Annotated in this window: 19 protein-coding genes and 9 tRNA genes; 5 read left to right on the top strand and 23 right to left on the bottom strand. The window is 32.3% G+C overall.

All coding sequences use genetic code 4. The features are described 5' to 3' along the window. From truB to T329_RS0102505, 13 genes are all read right to left on the bottom strand, one after another. The gene (gene truB / locus T329_RS0102565; protein WP_029608873.1) at positions 1 to 843 is read right to left on the bottom strand and encodes a tRNA pseudouridine(55) synthase TruB; all 843 of its coding nucleotides are present in this window, start codon (positions 841 to 843) and stop codon (positions 1 to 3) included. 37 nt (positions 844 to 880) lie between these two features. After that, complete coding sequence (secDF, locus tag T329_RS0102560) at positions 881 to 3439, bottom strand: protein translocase subunit SecDF (protein WP_169734332.1); 2559 nt, start codon at positions 3437 to 3439, stop codon at positions 881 to 883. Positions 3440 to 3659: 220 nt separating this feature from the next. Further along, entirely contained in the window at positions 3660 to 4631 is a 972-nt protein-coding gene (gene ruvB / locus T329_RS0102555; protein WP_029608871.1) for a Holliday junction branch migration DNA helicase RuvB, read from the bottom strand. Further along, positions 4603 to 5214 carry a Holliday junction branch migration protein RuvA gene (ruvA, locus tag T329_RS0102550; protein WP_029608870.1) on the bottom strand — a complete coding sequence of 204 codons (612 nt, stop codon included), beginning with the start codon at positions 5212 to 5214 and terminating at the stop codon, positions 4603 to 4605. The genes ruvB and ruvA overlap by 29 nt, the downstream gene beginning before the upstream one ends. 41 nt (positions 5215 to 5255) lie before the next feature. Beyond that, positions 5256 to 5402 (bottom strand): hypothetical protein, encoded by a 147-nt coding sequence (locus T329_RS03870; RefSeq protein ID WP_156933790.1) that lies wholly within the window; start codon positions 5400 to 5402, stop codon positions 5256 to 5258. A 299-nt stretch (positions 5403 to 5701) separates the two neighbouring features. Further along, positions 5702 to 5786: transfer RNA gene (locus tag T329_RS0102540), tRNA-Leu, on the bottom strand. A 1-nt stretch (position 5787) separates the two neighbouring features. Next, positions 5788 to 5863 (bottom strand) — tRNA-Thr (locus tag T329_RS0102535). Between the two features lie 95 nt (positions 5864 to 5958). Continuing rightward, a tRNA-Val gene (locus T329_RS0102530) sits at positions 5959 to 6034 on the bottom strand. A 3-nt stretch (positions 6035 to 6037) separates the two neighbouring features. Next, positions 6038 to 6113: transfer RNA gene (locus T329_RS0102525), tRNA-Glu, on the bottom strand. A 5-nt stretch (positions 6114 to 6118) separates the two neighbouring features. Then, positions 6119 to 6193 (bottom strand) — tRNA-Asn (locus T329_RS0102520). 113 nt (positions 6194 to 6306) lie between these two features. After that, positions 6307 to 6380 (bottom strand) — tRNA-Gly (locus tag T329_RS0102515). Positions 6381 to 6474: 94 nt separating this feature from the next. After that, positions 6475 to 6551: transfer RNA gene (locus T329_RS0102510), tRNA-Arg, on the bottom strand. A 5-nt stretch (positions 6552 to 6556) separates the two neighbouring features. Continuing rightward, positions 6557 to 6631 (bottom strand) — tRNA-Cys (locus T329_RS0102505). Positions 6632 to 6927: 296 nt separating this feature from the next. Here T329_RS0102505 and T329_RS0102500 point away from each other — a divergent pair. Continuing rightward, positions 6928 to 7758 (top strand): LlaMI family restriction endonuclease, encoded by an 831-nt coding sequence (locus T329_RS0102500; protein WP_029608869.1) that lies wholly within the window; start codon positions 6928 to 6930, stop codon positions 7756 to 7758. 26 nt (positions 7759 to 7784) lie between these two features. Here the strand turns inward: T329_RS0102500 and T329_RS0102495 are convergent, their stop codons facing one another. The 9 genes from T329_RS0102495 to deoD all read right to left on the bottom strand — a co-directional run bounded on the left by T329_RS0102495 (position 7785) and on the right by deoD (position 14938). Beyond that, a complete protein-coding gene (locus tag T329_RS0102495) occupies positions 7785 to 8786 on the bottom strand; it encodes an NAD(P)H-dependent glycerol-3-phosphate dehydrogenase (RefSeq protein WP_029608868.1) in 1002 nt (333 codons plus the stop codon). Positions 8787 to 8799: 13 nt separating this feature from the next. Next, positions 8800 to 9171 carry a hypothetical protein gene (locus tag T329_RS0102490; RefSeq protein ID WP_029608867.1) on the bottom strand — a complete coding sequence of 124 codons (372 nt, stop codon included), beginning with the start codon at positions 9169 to 9171 and terminating at the stop codon, positions 8800 to 8802. Then, positions 9171 to 9947, bottom strand: a complete 777-nt coding sequence (gene rsmA / locus T329_RS0102485) for a 16S rRNA (adenine(1518)-N(6)/adenine(1519)-N(6))-dimethyltransferase RsmA (RefSeq protein WP_029608866.1) — start codon at positions 9945 to 9947, stop codon at positions 9171 to 9173. The genes T329_RS0102490 and rsmA overlap by 1 nt, the downstream gene beginning before the upstream one ends. Beyond that, positions 9934 to 10701 carry a TatD family hydrolase gene (locus tag T329_RS0102480; RefSeq protein WP_029608865.1) on the bottom strand — a complete coding sequence of 256 codons (768 nt, stop codon included), beginning with the start codon at positions 10699 to 10701 and terminating at the stop codon, positions 9934 to 9936. Before T329_RS0102480 ends, rsmA begins: the two co-directional genes overlap by 14 nt. A gap of 6 nt (positions 10702 to 10707) precedes the next feature. Continuing rightward, positions 10708 to 12045: a tRNA uridine-5-carboxymethylaminomethyl(34) synthesis GTPase MnmE gene (mnmE, locus tag T329_RS0102475; RefSeq protein WP_029608864.1), complete on the bottom strand. Its 1338-nt coding sequence runs from the start codon at positions 12043 to 12045 to the stop codon at positions 10708 to 10710. 68 nt (positions 12046 to 12113) lie between these two features. After that, positions 12114 to 12187: transfer RNA gene (locus T329_RS0102470), tRNA-Gly, on the bottom strand. 71 nt (positions 12188 to 12258) lie between these two features. Further along, a complete protein-coding gene (gene deoC / locus T329_RS0102465) occupies positions 12259 to 12921 on the bottom strand; it encodes a deoxyribose-phosphate aldolase (protein ID WP_029608863.1) in 663 nt (220 codons plus the stop codon). 8 nt (positions 12922 to 12929) lie between these two features. Beyond that, entirely contained in the window at positions 12930 to 14228 is a 1299-nt protein-coding gene (locus T329_RS0102460; RefSeq protein ID WP_029608862.1) for a pyrimidine-nucleoside phosphorylase, read from the bottom strand. Positions 14229 to 14230: 2 nt separating this feature from the next. After that, on the bottom strand, positions 14231 to 14938 hold the full coding sequence (deoD, locus tag T329_RS0102455; protein ID WP_029608861.1) for a purine-nucleoside phosphorylase: 708 nt from the start codon (positions 14936 to 14938) through the stop codon (positions 14231 to 14233). A gap of 381 nt (positions 14939 to 15319) precedes the next feature. On the opposite strand from deoD, the gene T329_RS0102450 reads away from it, so the two are divergent. Both T329_RS0102450 and obgE read left to right on the top strand, forming a co-directional pair. Then, the gene (locus T329_RS0102450; RefSeq protein WP_029608860.1) at positions 15320 to 16168 is read left to right on the top strand and encodes an HAD-IIB family hydrolase; all 849 of its coding nucleotides are present in this window, start codon (positions 15320 to 15322) and stop codon (positions 16166 to 16168) included. 23 nt (positions 16169 to 16191) lie between these two features. Then, positions 16192 to 17457: a GTPase ObgE gene (gene obgE / locus T329_RS0102445; RefSeq protein ID WP_029608859.1), complete on the top strand. Its 1266-nt coding sequence runs from the start codon at positions 16192 to 16194 to the stop codon at positions 17455 to 17457. 33 nt (positions 17458 to 17490) lie between these two features. On the opposite strand, the gene hisS is transcribed toward obgE, so the two are convergent. Continuing rightward, complete coding sequence (hisS, locus tag T329_RS0102440) at positions 17491 to 18801, bottom strand: histidine--tRNA ligase (RefSeq protein ID WP_029608858.1); 1311 nt, start codon at positions 18799 to 18801, stop codon at positions 17491 to 17493. A 106-nt stretch (positions 18802 to 18907) separates the two neighbouring features. On the opposite strand from hisS, the gene T329_RS03945 reads away from it, so the two are divergent. Beyond that, positions 18908 to 19186 (top strand): amino acid permease, encoded by a 279-nt coding sequence (locus tag T329_RS03945; protein ID WP_051630142.1) that lies wholly within the window; start codon positions 18908 to 18910, stop codon positions 19184 to 19186. A 30-nt stretch (positions 19187 to 19216) separates the two neighbouring features. Beyond that, entirely contained in the window at positions 19217 to 20599 is a 1383-nt protein-coding gene (locus T329_RS03675) for an amino acid permease (RefSeq protein WP_051630141.1), read from the top strand. The last annotated feature ends 350 nt before the right edge of the window (positions 20600 to 20949 follow it).

The following is a 20949-nucleotide window of genomic DNA, read 5'->3' as shown; positions in this document are numbered from 1 at the left end:
TTACAATCTTGAGCCAAATAGTTTTTTTACCTTAAGCATGTTATTTTCTACAATACCAATGCCAATGACAGTATTGGCATCACTTTGGTGAGTTAACAAATAGGTTTTAGGTGCTAAAGCAAAATCTAAAGTCAATCCATTTTGTAGAACTTTTACTTGCTCAGGTTTTAGGCTGATTGTTTCCATATCAAACAAAGATAGGGCATTAATTATAGCAATATAATTATCTTTAACAATATTTTTTTTATCAAAACCAGAGATAGCTGTGCGCTCAAGCTCTTTCATATATGAGCAAGTGTTGAACGCATGACCTAAATCGTGTGATAATGAACGAATATATGTGCCATTTGACACAGTCAATTCCACGTCTAGCAGTTGATTTGGTTCATCAAAATTGTGTATTTTAACTGAGCTAATATTGATTTTTTGTTGATTTAATTCAACTTTGATGTTTTGGCGGGCTAATTCGTAGCTTCGCTTGCCGTTAATTTTTTTAGCGCTAAAAGCAGGTGGTAATTGTGTGTGTTGATTTAAAAATCAATACTCAATTTCTTTTAGCATAGAAGGCGTGATTTTGTTGTCACTTTGCTCAATAATTTCGCCTTCAGAATCATATGTTGATCTGGCTTGGCCAAAAGCGATTTGGGCGATGTATGTTTTTTGTTTGTTGGCAATATAATCCAATAATTTAGTATCTTCATCGGTTGCTAAAAGCAATAATCCGCTAGCCAGTGGGTCTAAAGTGCCACTGTGGCCTATTTTTTTAATGCCGTGTTCACGAGCAAATTTTTTGATGCAGTTAAATGAAGAAATGCCTTTGGGTTTGAATAATAAATAAAACATGTTTACTCCATAAAAAAACCGCTCAAAGCGGTCAAAATTAAGCTATAAAATCGTTAATGCCAGGAAAAACTTGTTCATCTTCGCCTGGTAGAACTCAGTACTTGCTGTGGTAACGTTTTTTAATACCGTTTTGGCGTTTAGATTCAAGTTTAACTCATAGCGAAGCTAGAACAAAGTAATTGATTGCAAAAGTTATTGCTGAAGTTAAAATGATAATTGAACCAAATGAATAATCAATTGCACCTACTAAAGCTAAAGCAACAATGCCGATTAAAACATAAATTAAGCTAGCATACAAGCTACGTTTTAAATTTGCACGTAATGCTTGGTTGGAAATTGCAAGCACTTGATGAGCTGAAATAAAATCATTATGATTAAGTGTAGCTAAATTTTCCTTAATACGATTGATCAAAATCACTTTATCACTTAGTGAAATTAATAATCAAGCAGCTAGTGCGATGATGGCTATGGAATTAATTTGAATTCTAGTTAAAACAATTAATAAAATCATTAAAATAAATTCAAGTGCTAGTGAAGCTAGCAGTGCAATTGCGTAAGTTCATTTAAATCTAATTAATGCATAAACAAACACAATTGCTAATGAAGCTATCAGTGCATAAAATGAGTTTAATACAAAACTAATTGACTCGCTTGGACTTACACCAAAGCTAACAATATCTAAGCTTTCTTTAAAGGTTGCAAGAATATCTTTTTTAATTAAGTCAATTTGGCTAGCTGAAATCACTTGCGAAGTTTTTAAAACAAGGCTATAAGCACTATTTTGATCATTTAACGAATTGATACTGATTACTTGCTCGGGATTCAATATGCCAAAGCGTGAAGAGTTATTAATTAAGTATGAGTTAATTTTTTGGGCTAAATCGGCGTTAATGTTGACTCCTAAAGCTTGTTTGCCTTGGATTGTAATGTTGGTTCCACCTTGGAACTCAAGTGAGCGTGAAAAACCTTGAGCTCAATGTTGATTATAGATTGCAAAAACACTAAAAACAATTATTGAAATTACAGTGATTATTGCAAAAGCAACAAAGAATCATTTTGTTTGTTTAGCAAAATTAACATCTTTAAATTTAGCTTGATAACTGGCGTGAAGTTTTTTAGAACGCAATCCTAATAAAGCGGGTTTATTAATGAAAGCTTTGGTGTTAACAAGTAAATTAGTGCAAATTCGAACAAGTAGCACAGTCGAAAAGGCAATACCAATAATTGAAAGCACTACGCCAATACTGAAATCTCTTAAACCTTGCGATCCCAAATAAAACATCATGAATGAAGCTAGAATTAGCAAAATATTTACGTCAACTAAATAAGGCAAACTTGAGCGAGCGGTTGTTGCTGTTGCTTTACGCATTTTTTCGCCTTTATAAAGCTCTTGTTTTAGACGTGAATATGACAGGGCAATAATATTAAAACATAGACCTAAGCCAACAAGAATTGAAGCTAAAGCAACTGGAGAGTATTGACCTTTTAATACGCCAAATAAGCTAAATACTACAAAAAGATATAGTGCAATAGCTAAGGAAGCAATTAAGCCTAAAATTGAGTAATTAGCAATTAAAAAGATTGAAATTATTGCAAAAACAATACCAATTGCTATTAATGAAAACACAAAAGCATTATTTGTTTGTTGTGCAGGAATGAAGTTGCTTGACAAAATACTTAGAGAGTAATTAGATGTACCGAATGAAATTTCATCGGCTAATTTTTTAGAAGTAGCTTGTGTTAAGGCTTCACCACTAGCTGTAGATGGGATACTAAATCTATCGCCGCTTAGTGGTCGATTAACACCAACTTTATTTACTAAATAATTATCAGCTTTAACAGAGTGGATTTTTAAAACTCCTTGGCCATTATTTAGTGATGGATCCTCATTCACGTATATAAAACGATATGGGTTTTTGCCTGTATTTTGTCATTCTGCAGCATATTTATCTTTTGCAATTCGAATTAGTTCATCAATGTTTAATCAAGTTAATAAATATTTTTCGTTTTCATTTTGTTTTTCTGATAAATATTTGGTTAGTTTGGTTCACTCAATTTCGGCATCTTTGTTACGTAATTCAACATCTACAACAAAGTTTTTGCCATTACCAAAAGAACTAAAGTTAGGTCTAGCTCCTTTAATTGGTGGAACAAATGAATTTAATTTTTCTGGATCTAAAATAACTTCTTCTCAATCAATTTTATTGTTTTCATTTGGTTCTACAAAAACACCGTTTCTAAACAAAGGTTGACCTGAAGTATCGGTAAAAATCAAATATGATTTTGTGGTTATTAAACTTTCAAATAAAGCTCTATTTTCAGGAGTTAAAAGACCAGTTTTTGAAATTTTAACTTTGTCTTTGCTTTCAACAACTACATCAGATTCACCAAAATCATTGCCTCCATTTATACGGTTTTGAATAGATTTTGCAACCTCTGACGAGGAAATGTTGGCTGTGGAATCCTTACCTTCAATTGAAATTAAAAATTCTTGACCGCCACCGTACTCAATTGATTTATTGATGTTTTGCGATGTGTATAAAGTTGTGCCCACACTAATAGCCACAACTGATGAAGTCAGAATGAAAAAAGACAAAAATCATCTTTTCCATGATTTAAGGTCAAATATTTTTTTTCAAGTTGAGAGCGAGAAAATTTTTCTGAAAAATTGTTTAAAGTTATTCATATTTTGCAATTATATATTATTATCATATTTTACCTTCATATATTAATGATAGCTAGGTAATATTTAGACGTGACGTATATGCCTATAAAATGAGTATATATGGAAAAATATTGAACAAAAAAACTGACGTTTAGTCAGTCTTTTGTGTTTCGTGGCGATAATTATTTAATAGATAATCTATCCCTTTGGTTGTGATCTTACGACCTCGCGGACTTTTTTCAATTAGTTTAAAATATAAAAGTAAAGGTTCAATTTCATATAGTATATTTTCTTTTTGGTAGTTTAAAATTCCAGAAAGCGAATCAAGAGATGCACTTTTGTCATTAAAAGTGTCGCTTAACACACGCAGATACTCTAAATGCTCTCGATTTAGGCCTTTTTCAAAAAGATCTAGATGTTTAAATGTTTCTAATACAGTTTCTTTGGTTATTACACTTTCATTTTTGTTGATTGAAAAATCATTAATCCTTTTGAGTAAATGTATAGCTACTCGCGGCGTTGCCTTAGAGTATTCTGCAACAAGTTCCAAGACTTGATGATTTGCCTTTATTGCTAAGGTTATTTGAACATTTTCTATTATTTTAAGTATATCAGCTGTTGTATATGGGTTTAATCTACCTATGAACCCAAATCTATCTCTTAATGGTTGGCTTAATAAATTTAGTTTTGTCGTTGCACCAATAAGGGTAAATGGGTTTAGATTCATACGCATGACCTTGGAGTTGCCTTCAGGGCCTATAATTATATCTATTTTAAAATCTTCCATTGCTGAATATAAAAGTTCTTCGACGTTTTTATTAATGCTGTGTATTTCATCGATAAAAACTATGTCTCCTGTATTAATTTGTGCAAAAACACTGAGAATATCAGATTTTTTCTCCAGCAATGATCCTTGTAAGTAATGAACTTTGCTTGTAAGTTCATTTCCAATAATGCTAGCAAGACTTGTTTTACCAGTTCCTGGCGGGCCATAAAAAAGTATGTGGTCCAAAGGTTCATCGCGGTGAAGTGCCCCTGCAAGCATTGTTTTTAAGGTTGTAACTAATTTACTTTGCCCAATAAAATTTTCAAAATTAGTTGGTCGCAGTATTTGTATTTTCATTTTCTAAGCTTTTGCCAGTCATTGCAAACATGGCTTGTTGAATTATTGTTTCTACATCATTTGACATTGGGATCGAATTTAAAGCTTGATCGATTTGGTTTGCTTTAAACCCTAAGGTTTTAAGTGTTACTTTAGCTTCATCGATAACGTTATGAGCGGCTGTGATTTGGCTGGCTTTTTTCATATTAATCATCTTTGATCACTTATCGCTTAAATCAGCAATGGCTAATCTAGCAATCTTAGGATTTAAATATGGAGTTTTACAAATTCCATCTATATCACCTGTTGCAATCATTGCCGCTAATTTTTCTCAGCCAACATTAAGCATATTAAAGGCTACTTTCGGTCCTACTCCATTTAATGAAATAAGATCGATGAATAAAAGTCTTTCTTTAAAATCTTTAAATGCGTATGTAGCTTTATAATAATCGTTATTAATGTCAAATAAGTATAGTTTTAATTTAGTTTTAGCTTCTACTCGATTGTGATCAGGCATAATTAGGCTATAGCCAACGCCTGAAGATTCGAAAATGATATTTGAACCATTTTTATAAATAATTTCACCTATTCTGTATAGTATCAAATTACTCCTTTGCGTTTATTTTTTTGTAGAGGAAATTAACATTAATAGTTATTTGAAAGTAAGTAATTAAAGAACGGTAGAAAATTTAAAGAATCTTCAATATCATCTGTCGAACTATCGAATACCAAGCTTTTTAATTTATTTATTTCATTTGGTTTTTCGAGTTGTTTTTGATACTGTTTGTACATTGTTGCCTTTTTTAATTCCTCTACAACCATATTGTAACAATTTAAAACGCATTTTTTATATGGTCAAATTCCTATTTTTTACCGAGGAAGTCAAAGCAAATAATTTTTTTTAATATAATTTTGTTTTTGACATATTTAACTTAGTTATAGTATTATTTGAAAATTATTTTTTAAATCGCTATTCATCTTTTTCTATTTTTGTGCTTTCTATCTACGAGGTCACTTTTTTATTTTGAATTTTTGCTGGCAAATTTTTATAAAAAAATGCCCGCAAAATGGGGCATGGTGTAAAAAACATTTGGTGCGCAAGGAGGGACTTGAACCCTCACGCCGTGAAGCACTAGAGCCTAAATCTAGCGTGTCTGCCAATTTCACCACTCGCGCATGGTGCCGGCTATAGGACTCGAACCTACGACCTACTGATTACAAGTCAGTTGCTCTACCAACTGAGCTAAGCCGGCATACTTGATTATTATACACCAAAAATATTTTTAGATAAGAAAAAAATATTTTTTTATAAAAAAACTAGCAATTGCTAGTGGCGCATATAAACAAATGGTGGAGAATAAGGGGCTCGAACCCATGACCTACGCCTTGTAAGGGCGCCGCTCTCCCAACTGAGCTAATTCTCCAAATGGCAGTCTGTACGGGGATCGAACCCGTGTATGCATGGATGAAAACCATGTGTGTTAACCGCTTCACCAACAGACCATATATGGCGCCGATTGCGGGGATCGAACCTGCGACCAACTGGTTAACAGCCAGCTGCTCTACCGCTGAGCTAAATCGGCATTGCAAAATATGCTACATTATTATATACAATATTTTTAAAAACAAAAATATTTTTTATGTTTCATATTTTGCCCAATTTAATAGATTAAATCTACTTAGGTGTTTTCACAAATGGAGCAAACGAGGGGAATCGAACCCCCATTACTAGCATGGCAAGCTAGAATTTTGCCATTAAATTACGTTTGCATTTGCATACTAATAATATACTATTTTTTAAAAATAGAAAATATTTTTTTAAATAAAAAAGATGCAATAGCATCTTACATGGTGTGATTACATATGGCGCGTCCGGCAGGAGTTGAACCCACAACCTCTTGGGCCGTAACCAAGCGCTCTGTCCAGTTGAGCTACGGACGCATATATGGAGGCACCAACCGGATTCGAACCGGTAATCAAGGTGTTGCAGACCTATGCCTTGGCCGTTTGGCTATGGTGCCGAAAAATTGAATGCAACTATAATGGTGCTAATACATTATACTATAAGTGTAACACTGCGTAAACAAAATTAAAATATTTATTCAGATTCCGATTGTACGTGTACTATATTTATAATATTAACCCAAATATTAGCTACTTTTTACCTTTTGTTAGGCCCAAAAAGACGGTTTCTGCAAAATTTTCCACATTATTCAGTGAATTTCAATAAAAAATTAAAAATTTTCTTGTTTTATTAAAAAAAGGTATACAATAAAATTGGGTAAAGAAATGAAAACGTGTCGAAATAGGACGTAATATGAGAAAAATCGAGAAGATCGAATTTATAATGGATCTTTTTAGACGTAAAATTAAAGGACGAAAACCAGAAACACTTTGATATAAATATGGCCATACTGGTCGAAGAGGTCACTGACTTGAATTAATGTTTGGTATAAACATTAATGGATTATCAAAACCTGATATGTTTGGATATGAATTAAAGATTGAAAGTGAATATATAACTAGTTTTGGTGATTGATCACCAAACTATTATATTTACAACCAACCCCAGTATAAACATATATTTGACAAAGATGATCAAATTGCTAACCGAAATATATTTTTATATATGTTTGCAAGAAAAAATCAAACTATACCCGGTAGATATTCTTGAACAGGCGAATCTGCACCTAAAATTGATAGATGAAATACATTTGGACAAAAATTATTTGTTGCCAAAAATAAAGATATTAGCATAATTTATGATTTCCAACAGGATCAAAGACCTAATAAAGAACTAAAAGTGCCTAATGAGTTTAGAAATGGCGAAATAGTTTTAGCCAAATGATATGGGCGCAGGTTACCAATATATAAAAATTCAGTTTATCATGGACGCTCGTTAAAAGACAGAGTAGAGGGAAAATTTGGTGTTGAAGGTTTTTGCATAGCAAAAACCAATAAACACGGTTATTTCAACTCTATGAAATTTGGGCCGGCCATAACTTATGAACATTTTGTTTCACAAGTTGAAAAAGGAATAGTTTTCTTTAGTTGCGGCATGAACAATCAAAATCACAGGTCATATTGCCATTGACAAGCTAGAAATGATCAATTTTGAGATAAATTAGCTACTGAAGAATACTTTTAAAAAACACGCTTTTTAACGAGCGTGTTTTATATTCTAAAGAATCATAATATTTTTTTAGGATCCATTTTGTAAAGTAAAATTTCTAAAATAGTTCTAAAAAACGGTATATCCAATCAACCTAAATCCCATATGAAACGGTCTAGCGTTTTGGCAGTGTTATATCCTTCCACAGTTTTAGTATTAGCAGCTAGTGCTTTTTTAACGCCAATTTGTGCTACTTGCAAACCAAAACTATAATTACGGCTAGAAGTGTTTAAGCAAGTTAAAACAATGTCGCCTATGGCCGCTAATTCATAGCCAACTGTATTATCAACTGGTGGAAATACTACCTTAGCAATGGACATAATTTCCTTCATGCCAAGCGAAATTAGAGCTGGTGCAAGATTTTTCGCACTATGTAAACCACTAGCAATTCCAATACCTATGGCCAATACATTTTTTAAAGCTGCGTATGCTTGAGCACCATTTTCATCTTCATTTGGAATTAACACAAAGCTATCATTGCAGAACAAATCTTGTATTCTCTTCAAGAATACAGGGTTTTTACCCACGACATTAATCATTGTTTTATGGTTATAAAAAACTTCATCCGCAAAAGACGGACCAATTAATGAACAAACGTCAACCACATTAGGGGCTAGTTTTTTTCTAATAACTTCAGTAAAGAATTTTTTACTTTTTGGCTCAATACCTTTGGCAACATTAATTACATTCACAAGTTTTTTGCCAATAACTTCTTTTATTTGACCTAAAACATCAACAATTGCGGGCGTAGGAACAGCAATAACAATAGTATTTACACCACGCAATGCGTATGCAAGATTACTTGTTGCTTTAATTAAATGCGGGTTATTGAACTTTTCTTCCCCAAAATATTTTGAATTGATGCCATTATTAATATCATTAATTTCTTGCTCATCAATTCCTCACATTTTGACTTCGACACCGTTTTTAGTTAGCATTGAAGCAAGTGCTGAAGCTCACGCACCTGTACCAATAAAGGCTATTTTTTTGATTTTTAATTGCATATTTACCTACATTTTACCTTAAAGTCATTTTTTTAAAACAAGTTCAGTCAAAAATAAATATTTTATAAAGCTCAAAAGCTTTTTTTGCGTGCTTTTTATTCAAATTATCAGTATTTCTAGTAAATTTTTTGTAAAAAACAAAGGCCAAAAACACTGAAAGCGAATATAAATATGCAAACACACTAATTAAAGTTACTATAATTAAAATCGATTTATGTAAGGCGGTATCAAATTTAACATAAAAATACAAAACTGCTGTCATTACATGTATTAAAATTGACACAATTATAAAAAATTCAAACCGTTTAAAGAGTGCCTTGGATTTTGGTGATCATGCTTGCTCATTATTTATTTCGTTATCAAAATCAAAATCAACAATTCTCATTATGAATTTAGCTCCTTGAATAAATTCAGTATTTGTTCAAGACTTAACTGCTGAATTCTAATGTTGTCTTCAAAACCAAGTTTTGAATAAGCATTGCTAATTTGCTCCAATTTATACGCTCGCTTTAGTGAAAAAGACAATTTTTTGCGACGTGCTAGAAAACACAACTTGAAAAAATCCTTAATATTTTCATAATTATCATCATGCTGATGTTTAAATTTAATAGTTACAATTGCTGAATCCACTTTTGGAATCGGTTCAAAGTACTTTTTATCAACAAAAAGTACTTTTTCAACATCAGCAACATATTGACATGTCAAAGAAAGCTTTGAATAATCGTGCGAATTTGGTTTAGCAACCAAACGATTAGCCACTTCATCTTGCACCATTAATGTAAATTGATTAAAATTGTGTCTGTGATCAAAAATTTTCAATAATATTTCGCTAGTTATGTAATATGGAATATTCCCAACAATATCATAATTTTTGAAATTAGCTAAATCAGCAGTTAGAAAATCTTGATTTACAATTTGCTCGGTGGTCAAAATTTTGTTCAAAAGTAAATGTTCAACCATATCGGGATCAATTTCAAATGCTTTAAAAATATTGGCTTTATTTGCCAAATGTTGAGTTAGCGCACCCAATCCAGGACCAATTTCGATTATATTTTTGCCTTCTGGTTGAACAAAATCAATAATTTTTCCAATCAATTTAGGATCAGAAATAAAGTTTTGACCATATTTTTTCTTTGCAATCACACTATTATTTTTTTTCATTTAATTTAAAGAATTCCTTTGCATTTTTATAAACTTGCTTAACAAAATTTTCTGGTGGCATTTTTTTAATTCCAGCAATAAAAATTGCTGTTTCTTTCACATTTTCACTAACATTTTGACTACCGCGCTGACTAGCAGGCGACAGGTAAGGTGCATCCGTTTCGGTTAAGATTTTGTCAACTGGTAATCAATCAATAACTTCAATAGTTTTTAAAGCATTTTTGTATGTAGCAACACCACTAAAGCTAAAATAAACCCCTAGTTCATTGAATTTTTGAGCTCAATATAAATCTCCACTATATGTATGAATCATAAATTTAACATCAGGGTATTTAAGTAAAATTTCATATAAATCAGCATATGAATCACGCATATGAATAACAACAGGAAGATTATATTTTTTTGCCAAATCTATTTGTGCACAAAATGAGTCAATTTGTACTTGTTTTGGTACACTATCTCAATAAAAATCAAGACCAATTTCACCAATTGCCTTTACATTGGGCGTAATTTGTTTTTCAAGTAGTTGAGCATCAATTGAACCTTTTGCATTATTTGGGTGTACACCTATGACTGGAAAAGTAAAGTTATATTTGGCACAAGTTTTTAAAACTTCTTTATTTTCCTCAAGCGAACAGCCTGTCACCATCATAACCGCAACGCCGTTGCTGTTTGCGCGCTTAATCACTAAATCTGTATCCTCGTAGTACTCTTTAAGAGGGTGCGTGTGTACATCAACAAATTTCATTGACATCGATACCTACTTTCCTAAGCAAAAATTCTTAAACATATCATCTAATAATTGCTCATTGTCAGCTCTACCTGTTATATCAACCAAATTAGCTCAAGCCTGGTGGATATCAACAATAACTAAGTCTGAATATAAGCCATTTTGCAATGAATTTATTGCTTCATCTACGTTGTTTTTTGCTTTTTTGATTAAAGATAATTGCCGCGCGTTTGATAAAAACTCTTTATTATTTAAATCAATGTTAGCAAATAAATTGACTAAAGCGTTTTGCAACTCATCAATATCTTCTTGTTTTGCACTAACTGAAATATGTTTTGTTGGAGTGTTCAATAAATCTTTTTTATTGTAAACTTGAATCAGATTTTTGTGAAATTGCGTCGCCAATTCACTCACTTTATAGTCAAATTCATCAAATTCTTGAGTTGGATCCAGTACGTGAACAACAACATCTGCATCTTTTAATTGTTGAAAACTTTTTTCAATTCCAATTTGTTCCGCTTTTGCACTTGCATGACGCATTCCGGCAGTGTCAACTAACTTAAATAGCATACCTTTATATTGTCAACTAGCTTCAACAATATCTCTAGTAGTTCCCGCTTCGTCAGTAACAATTGCCTTTTGTTCACCTAAAAGGCAATTTAGTATTGAACTTTTACCCACATTAGGTTTACCCACAATCGCAACCTTAATTCCATCAAAAATTAGTCTTGAATTTTCACTTTGTAAAATTAATTCTTGCATTTGGTTTTGAATTTGAATTAATTCCTCAAGTAGACCTTTATCCAATATTTTTTCAACGTCGTCATACTCAGGATAGTCAATATTAACTTCAATTCTGCCGATTAAATTCATCAATCAATCACGCAATTTATCAATTAATTTACTGGTTTTTCCGTCAAATTTTTTAACAGCTAACTCAGTTTGGCTTAATGATTGAGCGTGAATTAAATCGTTAATGGCTTCAGCTTTAATTAAATCCATTTTACCGTTTAAAAAGCTTCGTCTACTAAATTCGCCGGGAAGTGCTAAACGTGCACCATTTTGCAAAATTAACTCAAGAATTCGGTTTGTAATTACCACTCCACCGTGACAATTTATTTCTACAGTTGTTTCGCCAGTAAATGTGTTAGAACCAATAAATCACATCACTAAAACTTCATCAAGAACAGTATTTTTATTGAAATTATCAATAATATTGCCAAATGTTATTGTGTTTTTTGTCCCGATTTTGCCAGTAAAAATTTTAGAAACTATCTCTACGCTTTGTTCACCGCTAATGCGTATAATCGAGATAGCTTGGTTTATTTTACCGCCCGAAGAAATTGCTGCTATTGTGTCATTAATCATAATATTTATTTTACCTTATTTAGTTGTAATAAAAAAAGCAGATTTCTGCTTTGGTGTAATTAAACAAATGGAGCGGATGACGGGAATCGAACCCGCATAATCAGCTTGGAAGGCTGGAGTTCTACCATTGAACTACATCCGCATTTGCTAATTTATTATATTACAAAAATTTTTTTACGCTAAAAAATAAATAAAAAAATGCATTGCTGCATTTTAGTATCCTTCGTTTGACTCTTTGCCTTCAATAATGGCAATTGAACGACTTGTTCCAAATCTATTTGCACCCGCTTTGACCATAGCCACTAGGTCATCTTTGTTGCTAATACCGCCAGCTGCTTTGATTAATAATTTATCACCGCAAACAGATTTCATTATTTGAACATCCTCTAAATTAGCACCACGCGTTGAAAAACCTGTAGAAGTTTTAATAAATTCGGCACCTGAAGCCATTACAATTTCAGTAACTTTAATAATTTCTTCTTTGGTCAATAATGCTGTTTCCACAATAACTTTTAAAACATTGTGTGGCAATGCCGCTTTAACTGCTTTAATGTCTTCTAAAACATAATCATAGTCACCTTGTTTCATTTTGCCAATGTTGATAACCATATCAATTTCATCAGCTCCTGCTTTAACTGCTTCAGCAGCCTCAAAAGCTTTAACATTACTTAAACACGCACCTAATGGAAAGCCAATAACTGAAGTGATTCCTACATTTGTGCCTTGTAGTTTTTCTTTTGCGTAAGCAACTCACGATGAGTTAACGCAAATTGTTTTAAAATCGTATTTAATAGCTTCAGCAATTAATTTGTCAATTTCTTTAACAGTCGCATCTGCTTTTAAATATGTGTGGTCAATCATTTTATTGTAGTTCATTGTTTCTCCTATCCTAATTTAGCAATTATTATTTTATTTTCAACTTTATTTTGGTTGAATTTGTAAGAATTTTTTAGTTCATCAATTAAGCTTGGCTCAATTGGTTTTGATGAGTATAATGTGAATAAAACATCATCTTTTTGTACAAAATCATTGGTTTTTTTGTTCAAAGTAATTCCCGCTTCAAAATCAATAGAGTCTTCTTTTTTGGCTCTACCCGCACCTAATTTCATTGCCACCAAACCAAAAGTGAATGAATCAAAGATTTCTAAATAGCCTTCATTTTGCGATTTAACTTCTAGTTTATAAGCAGGGTTTCAAAATTCACTTTCACGACGTAAAATTTGATCATCTCCACCTTGTAAACGCACTAATTCAAAGAATTTTTCTAAGGCTTTACCGTTAGCAATAACTTCATCAACTTTACGTTTAGCCTCTTCATAATCAGAACAAATTTTAGCTTGCAATAGAATTGTTGCTGAAGAAGATTTAACTAACTCATTAAAATCATTGCTTCCTTTACCTTGCAATGTTCAAATTGCCTCTAAAACTTCATTTTTATTCCCAATTTCACGACCTATTGGTCTATTCATATTAGTTATTTCTGCACGCACATCTACATTTAATGACTTACCGATTTGAATCATTGTTTGAGCTAAATCAATTGCATCATCTTCATTTTTCATGAATGCGCCATTACCACATTTAACATCAAGCAATATAGCATCTGAACCAGTCGCTAATTTTTTAGACATTATTGATGATGCAATTAAAGGAATTGATTGAACGCAATTAACTACATCTCTAAGCGCATAAAGTTTTTTATCAGCTGGAACTAATTGGCCAGTTTGACCAATAATGGCAATGCCATGTTTTTTCACTTGCTCTATAAATTCTTTTTCTGTGTAGTCAAATCTAAAGCCAGGAATTGATTCAAGTTTATCTAGCGTTCCACCTGTGTGCGCTAAACCTCTACCGCTCATTTTAGCAACAGGTGCTCCACAAGCTGCGACGATAGGAGCCACGGCTAAAGTGGTTTTATCGCCCACACCACCAGTTGAGTGCTTATCTACTTTTATGCCTGGAATCGAACTTAAATCAATAACATCGCCTGAGTTCATCATTGTTTTAGTAAAAACAGCTATTTCTTCTTTACTCATTCCATTGAACATTACCGCCATTAAAAAGGCTGCCATTTGATAATCGGGTGTGTCCCCAGCAACATATGAATTAATTAAAAATTCAATTTCTTCAGCGTTTAAACTATTATTTAAACGTTTTTTAGCTATTAAATCAACAATACGCATAATTATAGAGTACCTAACGCAACTTTCATCATGTTAGTGAACGCTGTTTGTCTTTCTTCTGGAGTAGTTTCTTCATGAGTTGCTATATTATCTGATACAGTCAATAAACATGCGGCTTTTTTACCTAATTTTTCAGCGTTTGTAAATAGAGCAACTGACTCCATTTCTACACAAATTGCATTTGTTTCGTCAATTCTTTGTTGAAGACTTTGCGATGAATAAAACACATCTGATGAGTGCACAATACCTTCAACTAAATGAATGTTTTGTCTTTGAGCTGACTCTTTAATTTGTTCATTTAGTTCTTTTGAAGGCAATGAAATTTTTGAAGCAAATTCTTCGCCTAAAACTAATCTTCTAAAGTGGTCGCTATCAGCTACTGCCTGAGTTGCTAAAACAGTGTCATAAAGCTTCAGTTCTTTGACGTATGCTCCTGTAGATCCAATTCTAATGATATTTTCTACGTCGTAAAATGCATATAGCTCATAGCTGTAAATTCCAATTGAAGGACAGCCCATTCCTGATCCAGCAATTGAAACTTCTTTCCCTTGGTATTTTCCAGTGTAAATAAACATATTTCTAACGGTATTTACCAATTTAAAACCTGGTTCTAGGAAAGTTTCTGCGATAAATTTGGCTCTTAGAGGATCTCCCGGCATTAAAACAGTCTTGGCAATTTCGCCTTTTTTAGCGTGAATGTGTGGTGTCATAAATTCTCCTTTGTGCGAAAGTCTAGTGAAACCTGATAAAGTGCGATTTATATATACTATCTTTCATATGTAAATATAAAATATTGTTATGGAATAATTTTACCATTTTTTCACACATTTTTTGGACTTAAGCTTAAATAATGTATATCGTGAGAATATTATTTATTTCAATATCCTATTCAATGTTTTTACTTATCAGCCTATAAAATGAATATATACGACACGCATATTTTGTTCAATTTTTAAAAAAGTTGATTTTATTTGCAATACATTTGAAATCAGCGATCAATAAAAATTAATAATACATAGTATTATTGTGCGAAAATACCAAAAATCGTGTATTATTTACTAGCATTTACGAAAAATGTCATAAGGAGCCCAATGAAAAAGAAACCAATAGTTTTTAGTGATGTTGATGGGACAATCTACACCAGCAATGGTTATGTGTCAATTTACAACCTAAACATTATCAAAAACAATGAACTAAGCTTTAACATCGCAACAGGTAATCCAATTTGTCCAAAAATGTTTAAATTAGCCAAACTTACAAATGCTGATTACATTATTGGCTCAAGTGGAGTGCAAATTTATGATTTTAAACACTACAAGTTTGTGCGCGAAGAATTTATTTTGCCAGCAGATGTTAAGAAAATTTTTGACTTATTTAGAAAACTAAAAGTGTCAGCCGCAGGCTGAAGCTCTGATGCATTCTACATTTTCCGTGAAGATGACAAAGAATTTTTAAACAGAATTTATTTTAAATATGAAAACTTTGACCAATTCGAATTATATGAAGGTCAAGAGATTAAAAACGTTTCAAAAATTGAAGTTTACTTCGAAATGACTGAAAATGTTGATGAATTAATTGAAATTTTGAAAAATTATGATGTTAAATTAATTAAAACACATATGAACCTTGAGATTTTACCAAAAGGTGCTTCAAAAGGTAGAGCAATACACTGAATGCTTCAAAATATCTTCAAAACCCATTCAACAAATGACGTAATGGTTATTGGTGATAGCGAAAACGATTTTAGTATGTTTAAGCGTTTTAATTATTCATACGCGATGGATAATTCAAAAGATTTTGTTAAAGAAAAAGCAAAATATGTAACTAGATCTGTTCAAGAACACGGTTTAGGTATAGCTATCATGGATTATTTATCAAAATTCAATAGTTCACAAGACAGCGGCGAACAGCAACAATTAATCGAGGAAGATGACGATTAAAATTACTCAAATTAGGGGGTTAAATGGCTAGATTTATTGATGAAATTAAAATTCAATTAGTGGCCGGTAAAGGTGGAGACGGGATGATTTCATTCCGTCGCGAGGCACACGTTGATAAAGGTGGGCCTGACGGTGGTGATGGTGGCCGTGGTGGTAACATCTATTTTGTGGGAGATTTAGGAAAAAACACGCTTCTTTCACTGTATGGCAACAAAAAAATTACGGCTGAAGATGGTGTAAACGGTGGACCTAAAAACCTGTATGGCGCAGCTGGAAAAGATAAATTTATTCCAGTTCCAATTGGCACTGTTGTGTATAAAGATGGCAAAGTTGTTGCCGATATTATTGAGCCTAAAGAATATTTAGTTGCACGTGGTGGCCAAGGTGGACGTGGTAATATGAAATTTAAATCACCGCGTAACACAGCCCCAAGGATTAGTGAAAACGGAACCAAGGGCGAAAGATATGACGCACACATTGTTTTAAAAATTATGTCAGATGTGGGTGTAGTTGGTAAGCCTTCAGCGGGTAAAAGTACATTGCTAAGTGCAATCAGTAATGCTAAAGCTAAAATTGCCGATTATGAATTTACAACCCTTGTTCCTCAATTGGGAATGGTTAAATACTACGATAAATCTTTTGTTATTGCCGATTTACCAGGCCTAATTGAAGGCGCTTCATCAGGAAAAGGTTTAGGGATTCAGTTTCTTAAACATATTGAAAGATGTCGTGTAATTGCACATATTATTGACTTTGGTGATGAATTTAAAGACCCAATTGCCGATTATGAAATTATCAACCAAGAATTAAAAGCATATAGCTTAAATCTTGAAAATAAAGACCAATTAGTTATTGCTAACAAGAGTGATCTTGAGTCATTTAGCAAACACTTAGCTGCCTTTAAAAACAAATACCCTGATGTAAAAGTTGTATCAATTTCAGCATTAAGCGCTGAAAATCTTGATGAAGTTAAAAAAGAACTGCTTGAATTAATTGAGGCAAACAAACTAAAACCTGTTGAAGTGGTTGAGGATGATTCTGTAGTTGAAATCAAACTTGAAGAAGAATATACAGTCACATCTCCATATGCTGGTTTTTATGAAATTAGCGGTCCAAAAATTCAGCAACTTTATGACCGTATTCCATTGGTGAGCTATGATAACTTATTGAGATTTAACAATATTTTGAAAAAACTTGGCGTTTGAGATGATTTAATCAAAAAAGGCATCCAACCAGGTGATAGCGTTAGAATCTTTGAATACGAATTTGAATGAGATGGTGAATATTAAAAAAACAACAAAGCATTTAAACTTTGTTGTTTTTTAATCAATCATTAACTCTAAATCTTCAAGAGCTTGCAATCCGTTTTGCGATAAAAATTCTAACAGATCAATAAAACCCTCTTCACTGTGAGCAAAATTCATTTTGTCACCTTGGGCAAGATTTTTAACTAAAAATAAGTTATTTTGCTCAGCTTGATCATCAAAAATTACGAATTTAGCACTCAATTTTTTAGCTTTATCAAAGATTTTTTTACTTTTGCTTGCCTCTTTAACAAACTCAATTTTAACCCCATAAGATCTTAATTCATTGGCTAAATTAAATAAAGTCAATGAATTTTGTTCATTTGTATAGGCAACTAAAATGTCAACTACTTCTACATCTTCATTGCTAAATTCGATTGCTTCTTCCAGCATTAAATCGGCAATACGGTCCACACCAAAACCTCAACCACTCGCACCTAGTTCGGGACCTCCTAAATCAGAAATCAATTTAGAATATCTACCGCCACCTATTAATGTAGATTGCGAACCAGCATTTTTAGAAACCAAAATAAATTCATAAACAATTTCATCGTAATAGTCTAGGCCACGAACAAGTGAATAATCAACTTGATATTTAATTCCTGCTGAATCAAGAATGTTTAACAGATTTGCAAAGTAATCCTGGCTTTGTTTTGTTAAAAATTTATTGATTTTTGGGGCTTTTTTAACAAATTCTTTTTGCGAGTCGACTTTGTCGTCTAGAATTCTTAAAACATTATTATCAAGTCTTTTTTGCGAATCTTCGCTTAGTTGATCACGATAAGATGCAAAATATTTTTTCAATTCTTGCTGGTAGTTTTCACGTGAAGTTATATCACCAATTGAATTAATTTTTAAAACAAAATTTACCCCTAAAACACTCAAAATATTGTGTGCTAGAATGATTAATTCCGCATCTGCAAAAACATTTGATTCACCCACAGCTTCAACACACGCTTGATAAAATTGTCTGTAACGACCTTTTTGTGGTTGTTCGTATCTGAACATTGGTCCAAAATAAGCGAATTTAGGTGTTTTTAGCGTTGCGTATCATTTGTTTTCAATTAAAGCACGCACAAATCCAGCTGTTCCTTCAGGTCTAAGAGCTATTTCTCTATCCCCTTTGTCTTTGAATTCATACATTTCCTTATTAACAATATCGCTTCCAGCTACCGAACGTTTATACAGTGAAGCACTTTCAATAATTGGAGTTTCAATCAAGTTAAAATTATAGCTTGCAACTGTTTTAGTGAATACATTACGAATATACTCTTGTAAATTCATTTGCACTGGTGAAAGATCTCTTGTACCTTTAATTTTAGTTATCATCTTTGCCCCTTTCGTGACTTTTTAATTTAAAAATTTAAATAATTATATATCATATTTAATACTAATATTTAACTTAAATATTAAATAAAGAAATTATAGGAGCAACATGGAAACCCAAAAACTAGGATTGGCAAATGCAAGCAAGCGGAAAAAAATTGGCTTTTTTTCTTCAATGCTTATTGTAATGGGCAGTTCCATTGGTGCTGGTATTTTTTTTAAATCTGAAGAGGTGTTAATTAACTCGCGCGGGAACTTAATTTTGGCAATAATTTGTTGAATTTTGGCTTCAATTTCAGTAATTTCAATGGCTATTGCACTAGTTGAAGTTTCTGGCGTAAAAAAAGACAACTTGTCTTTAATTGGTTGAAATAGAATTTTTAACTAACGTTGAGTTGCTCAAGCATCAAAAAACTTTATGGTTTACTTAACCTTGCCTTTAACTATTTTTTATATGCCTATTTATACCATTATGGTTTTACAAGATGGTATTGGAGCTTTAAACAACCAAGAAGCATTGACATTTGGAACCAACCACGATTGATTGATCTGGTTAGTTATCACAACATTGATGGGTATATATTTTTTAACGCTTCCAAGCCTGTATTCAAAAGTAGGTAACGCACACAACATTATTGTATTAACAATCAAATTTATACCTTTAATCTTCATCACTATCATTGGTTTTGTGCTTGCTTTTACCGGTAAGGGTGGCACAAACGAGATTAATGTAACTTCTTTAGCATCTGATCAAAACATTAAAACTGGTGGCGATTTTATTCATTATGGTGGTTTAGGTGGCTTTATTGGAATTTTTATGTCAATAGGCTCAATCTTTTTTGCTTACGATGGCTTTTATATAGCTGCAGGAATGCAAAAAGATATGAAAAAACCCGAAAAAACCAGCTTAGCATTATCTTTAGGGTTAGTCATAATTACCATAATTTATGTATTAATTGCGATCGCAATGTCAATAAATGGTGGATCGTTTTCAAAAATGCGAGACTATATTGAAAGTCTAATGGGTGCAAAACCAGGCCGCATTATTTTTGGTTTAATAAACATAGCTATTGCTATTGGCGTATTGGGCGTATTGAATGATTTTTCTATGTGAATGCCACGCTATATTGAGACTTTATTAGCAGAAGGGCAATTACCATTTTGAAGATTAAGTATTGGCAAATTAAACGAGAATAGGCCAGTTGTGGGTGTTATTTATTCACTAGTAATTGGCGTGGGTGCTAACATAATTTTTACAATAGTTGGTTCATTATTGTATTTACCTACCAATGAAGCCTACTTTATCTATAGCAATGATGCGTTTAGGTCAATGGCACGTTTATATGCCTTTACCGATTTAATCGCTAACTGAATAACCGTATTTACCTTTGTTTTTATCGCTTTAGCAATTTTGGGAGCTATCAAAAATCGTAAAAGTGGCAAAATTGAAATTAAAAGAAAAGTTAAATTTTTCAAGTTCTTTGCGTATATAACAGTCATTTTTGTATCTTTAGCAATGATTGCTCAAGTGCTTGTGCCAATTCTAGATTTAATAGTCACATTTTATTTTGACAAAGAGCTATACATGCAAACATATAATGCAACAATAGAGCAAGCAAACGAATTTTATGTTTCATTAATCGTTGGTCGAAGCATGCTAGTAGTGATGTTGATTGTGTTTCATTTAGTTGTATTTTTACCTTCGCCAATTGAAGATAAAATCCATATTCGCAAATATGGTTCACTTGAAAAATACCGTGAATATAGAGAAAATTTATTGAAAAATAACTCAAAAATTTAAAAAACAGTAATCTGTTTGGATTACTGTTCCTATAATGAAGGTTCAAGTGCAACACTTACTTTTATTATATTACAACGTGCAAACTCATGGTTGAGCACGTTGTTTTTTATTTATTTTAATTAGAAAATTCTCGGTTTGTAAAACCGACATAAATTTGTGCAACAAATTTTCTTAGTGTGCTTACACACTAACAGAAGAATAACGTTGAAAAACTTCTTTGGATGTTTTTCAACCTAAAATTTCTCTTGGCATATTGTTTATTGAATCGATGTACTCGTTAAGCTCTTCTTCAGACAATAGATTAAAGTCAAATCCTTTCTTATATTTTCTTCTGATTAATCCATTGAAAT

Origin of the sequence: Mycoplasma simbae ATCC 49888 (assembly GCF_000702705.1) — a bacterium.
Lineage (GTDB): Bacteria > Bacillota_I > Bacilli_A > Mycoplasmatales > Metamycoplasmataceae > Mycoplasmopsis > Mycoplasmopsis simbae.
This window is presented reverse-complemented; position numbering and strand designations above follow the sequence as displayed.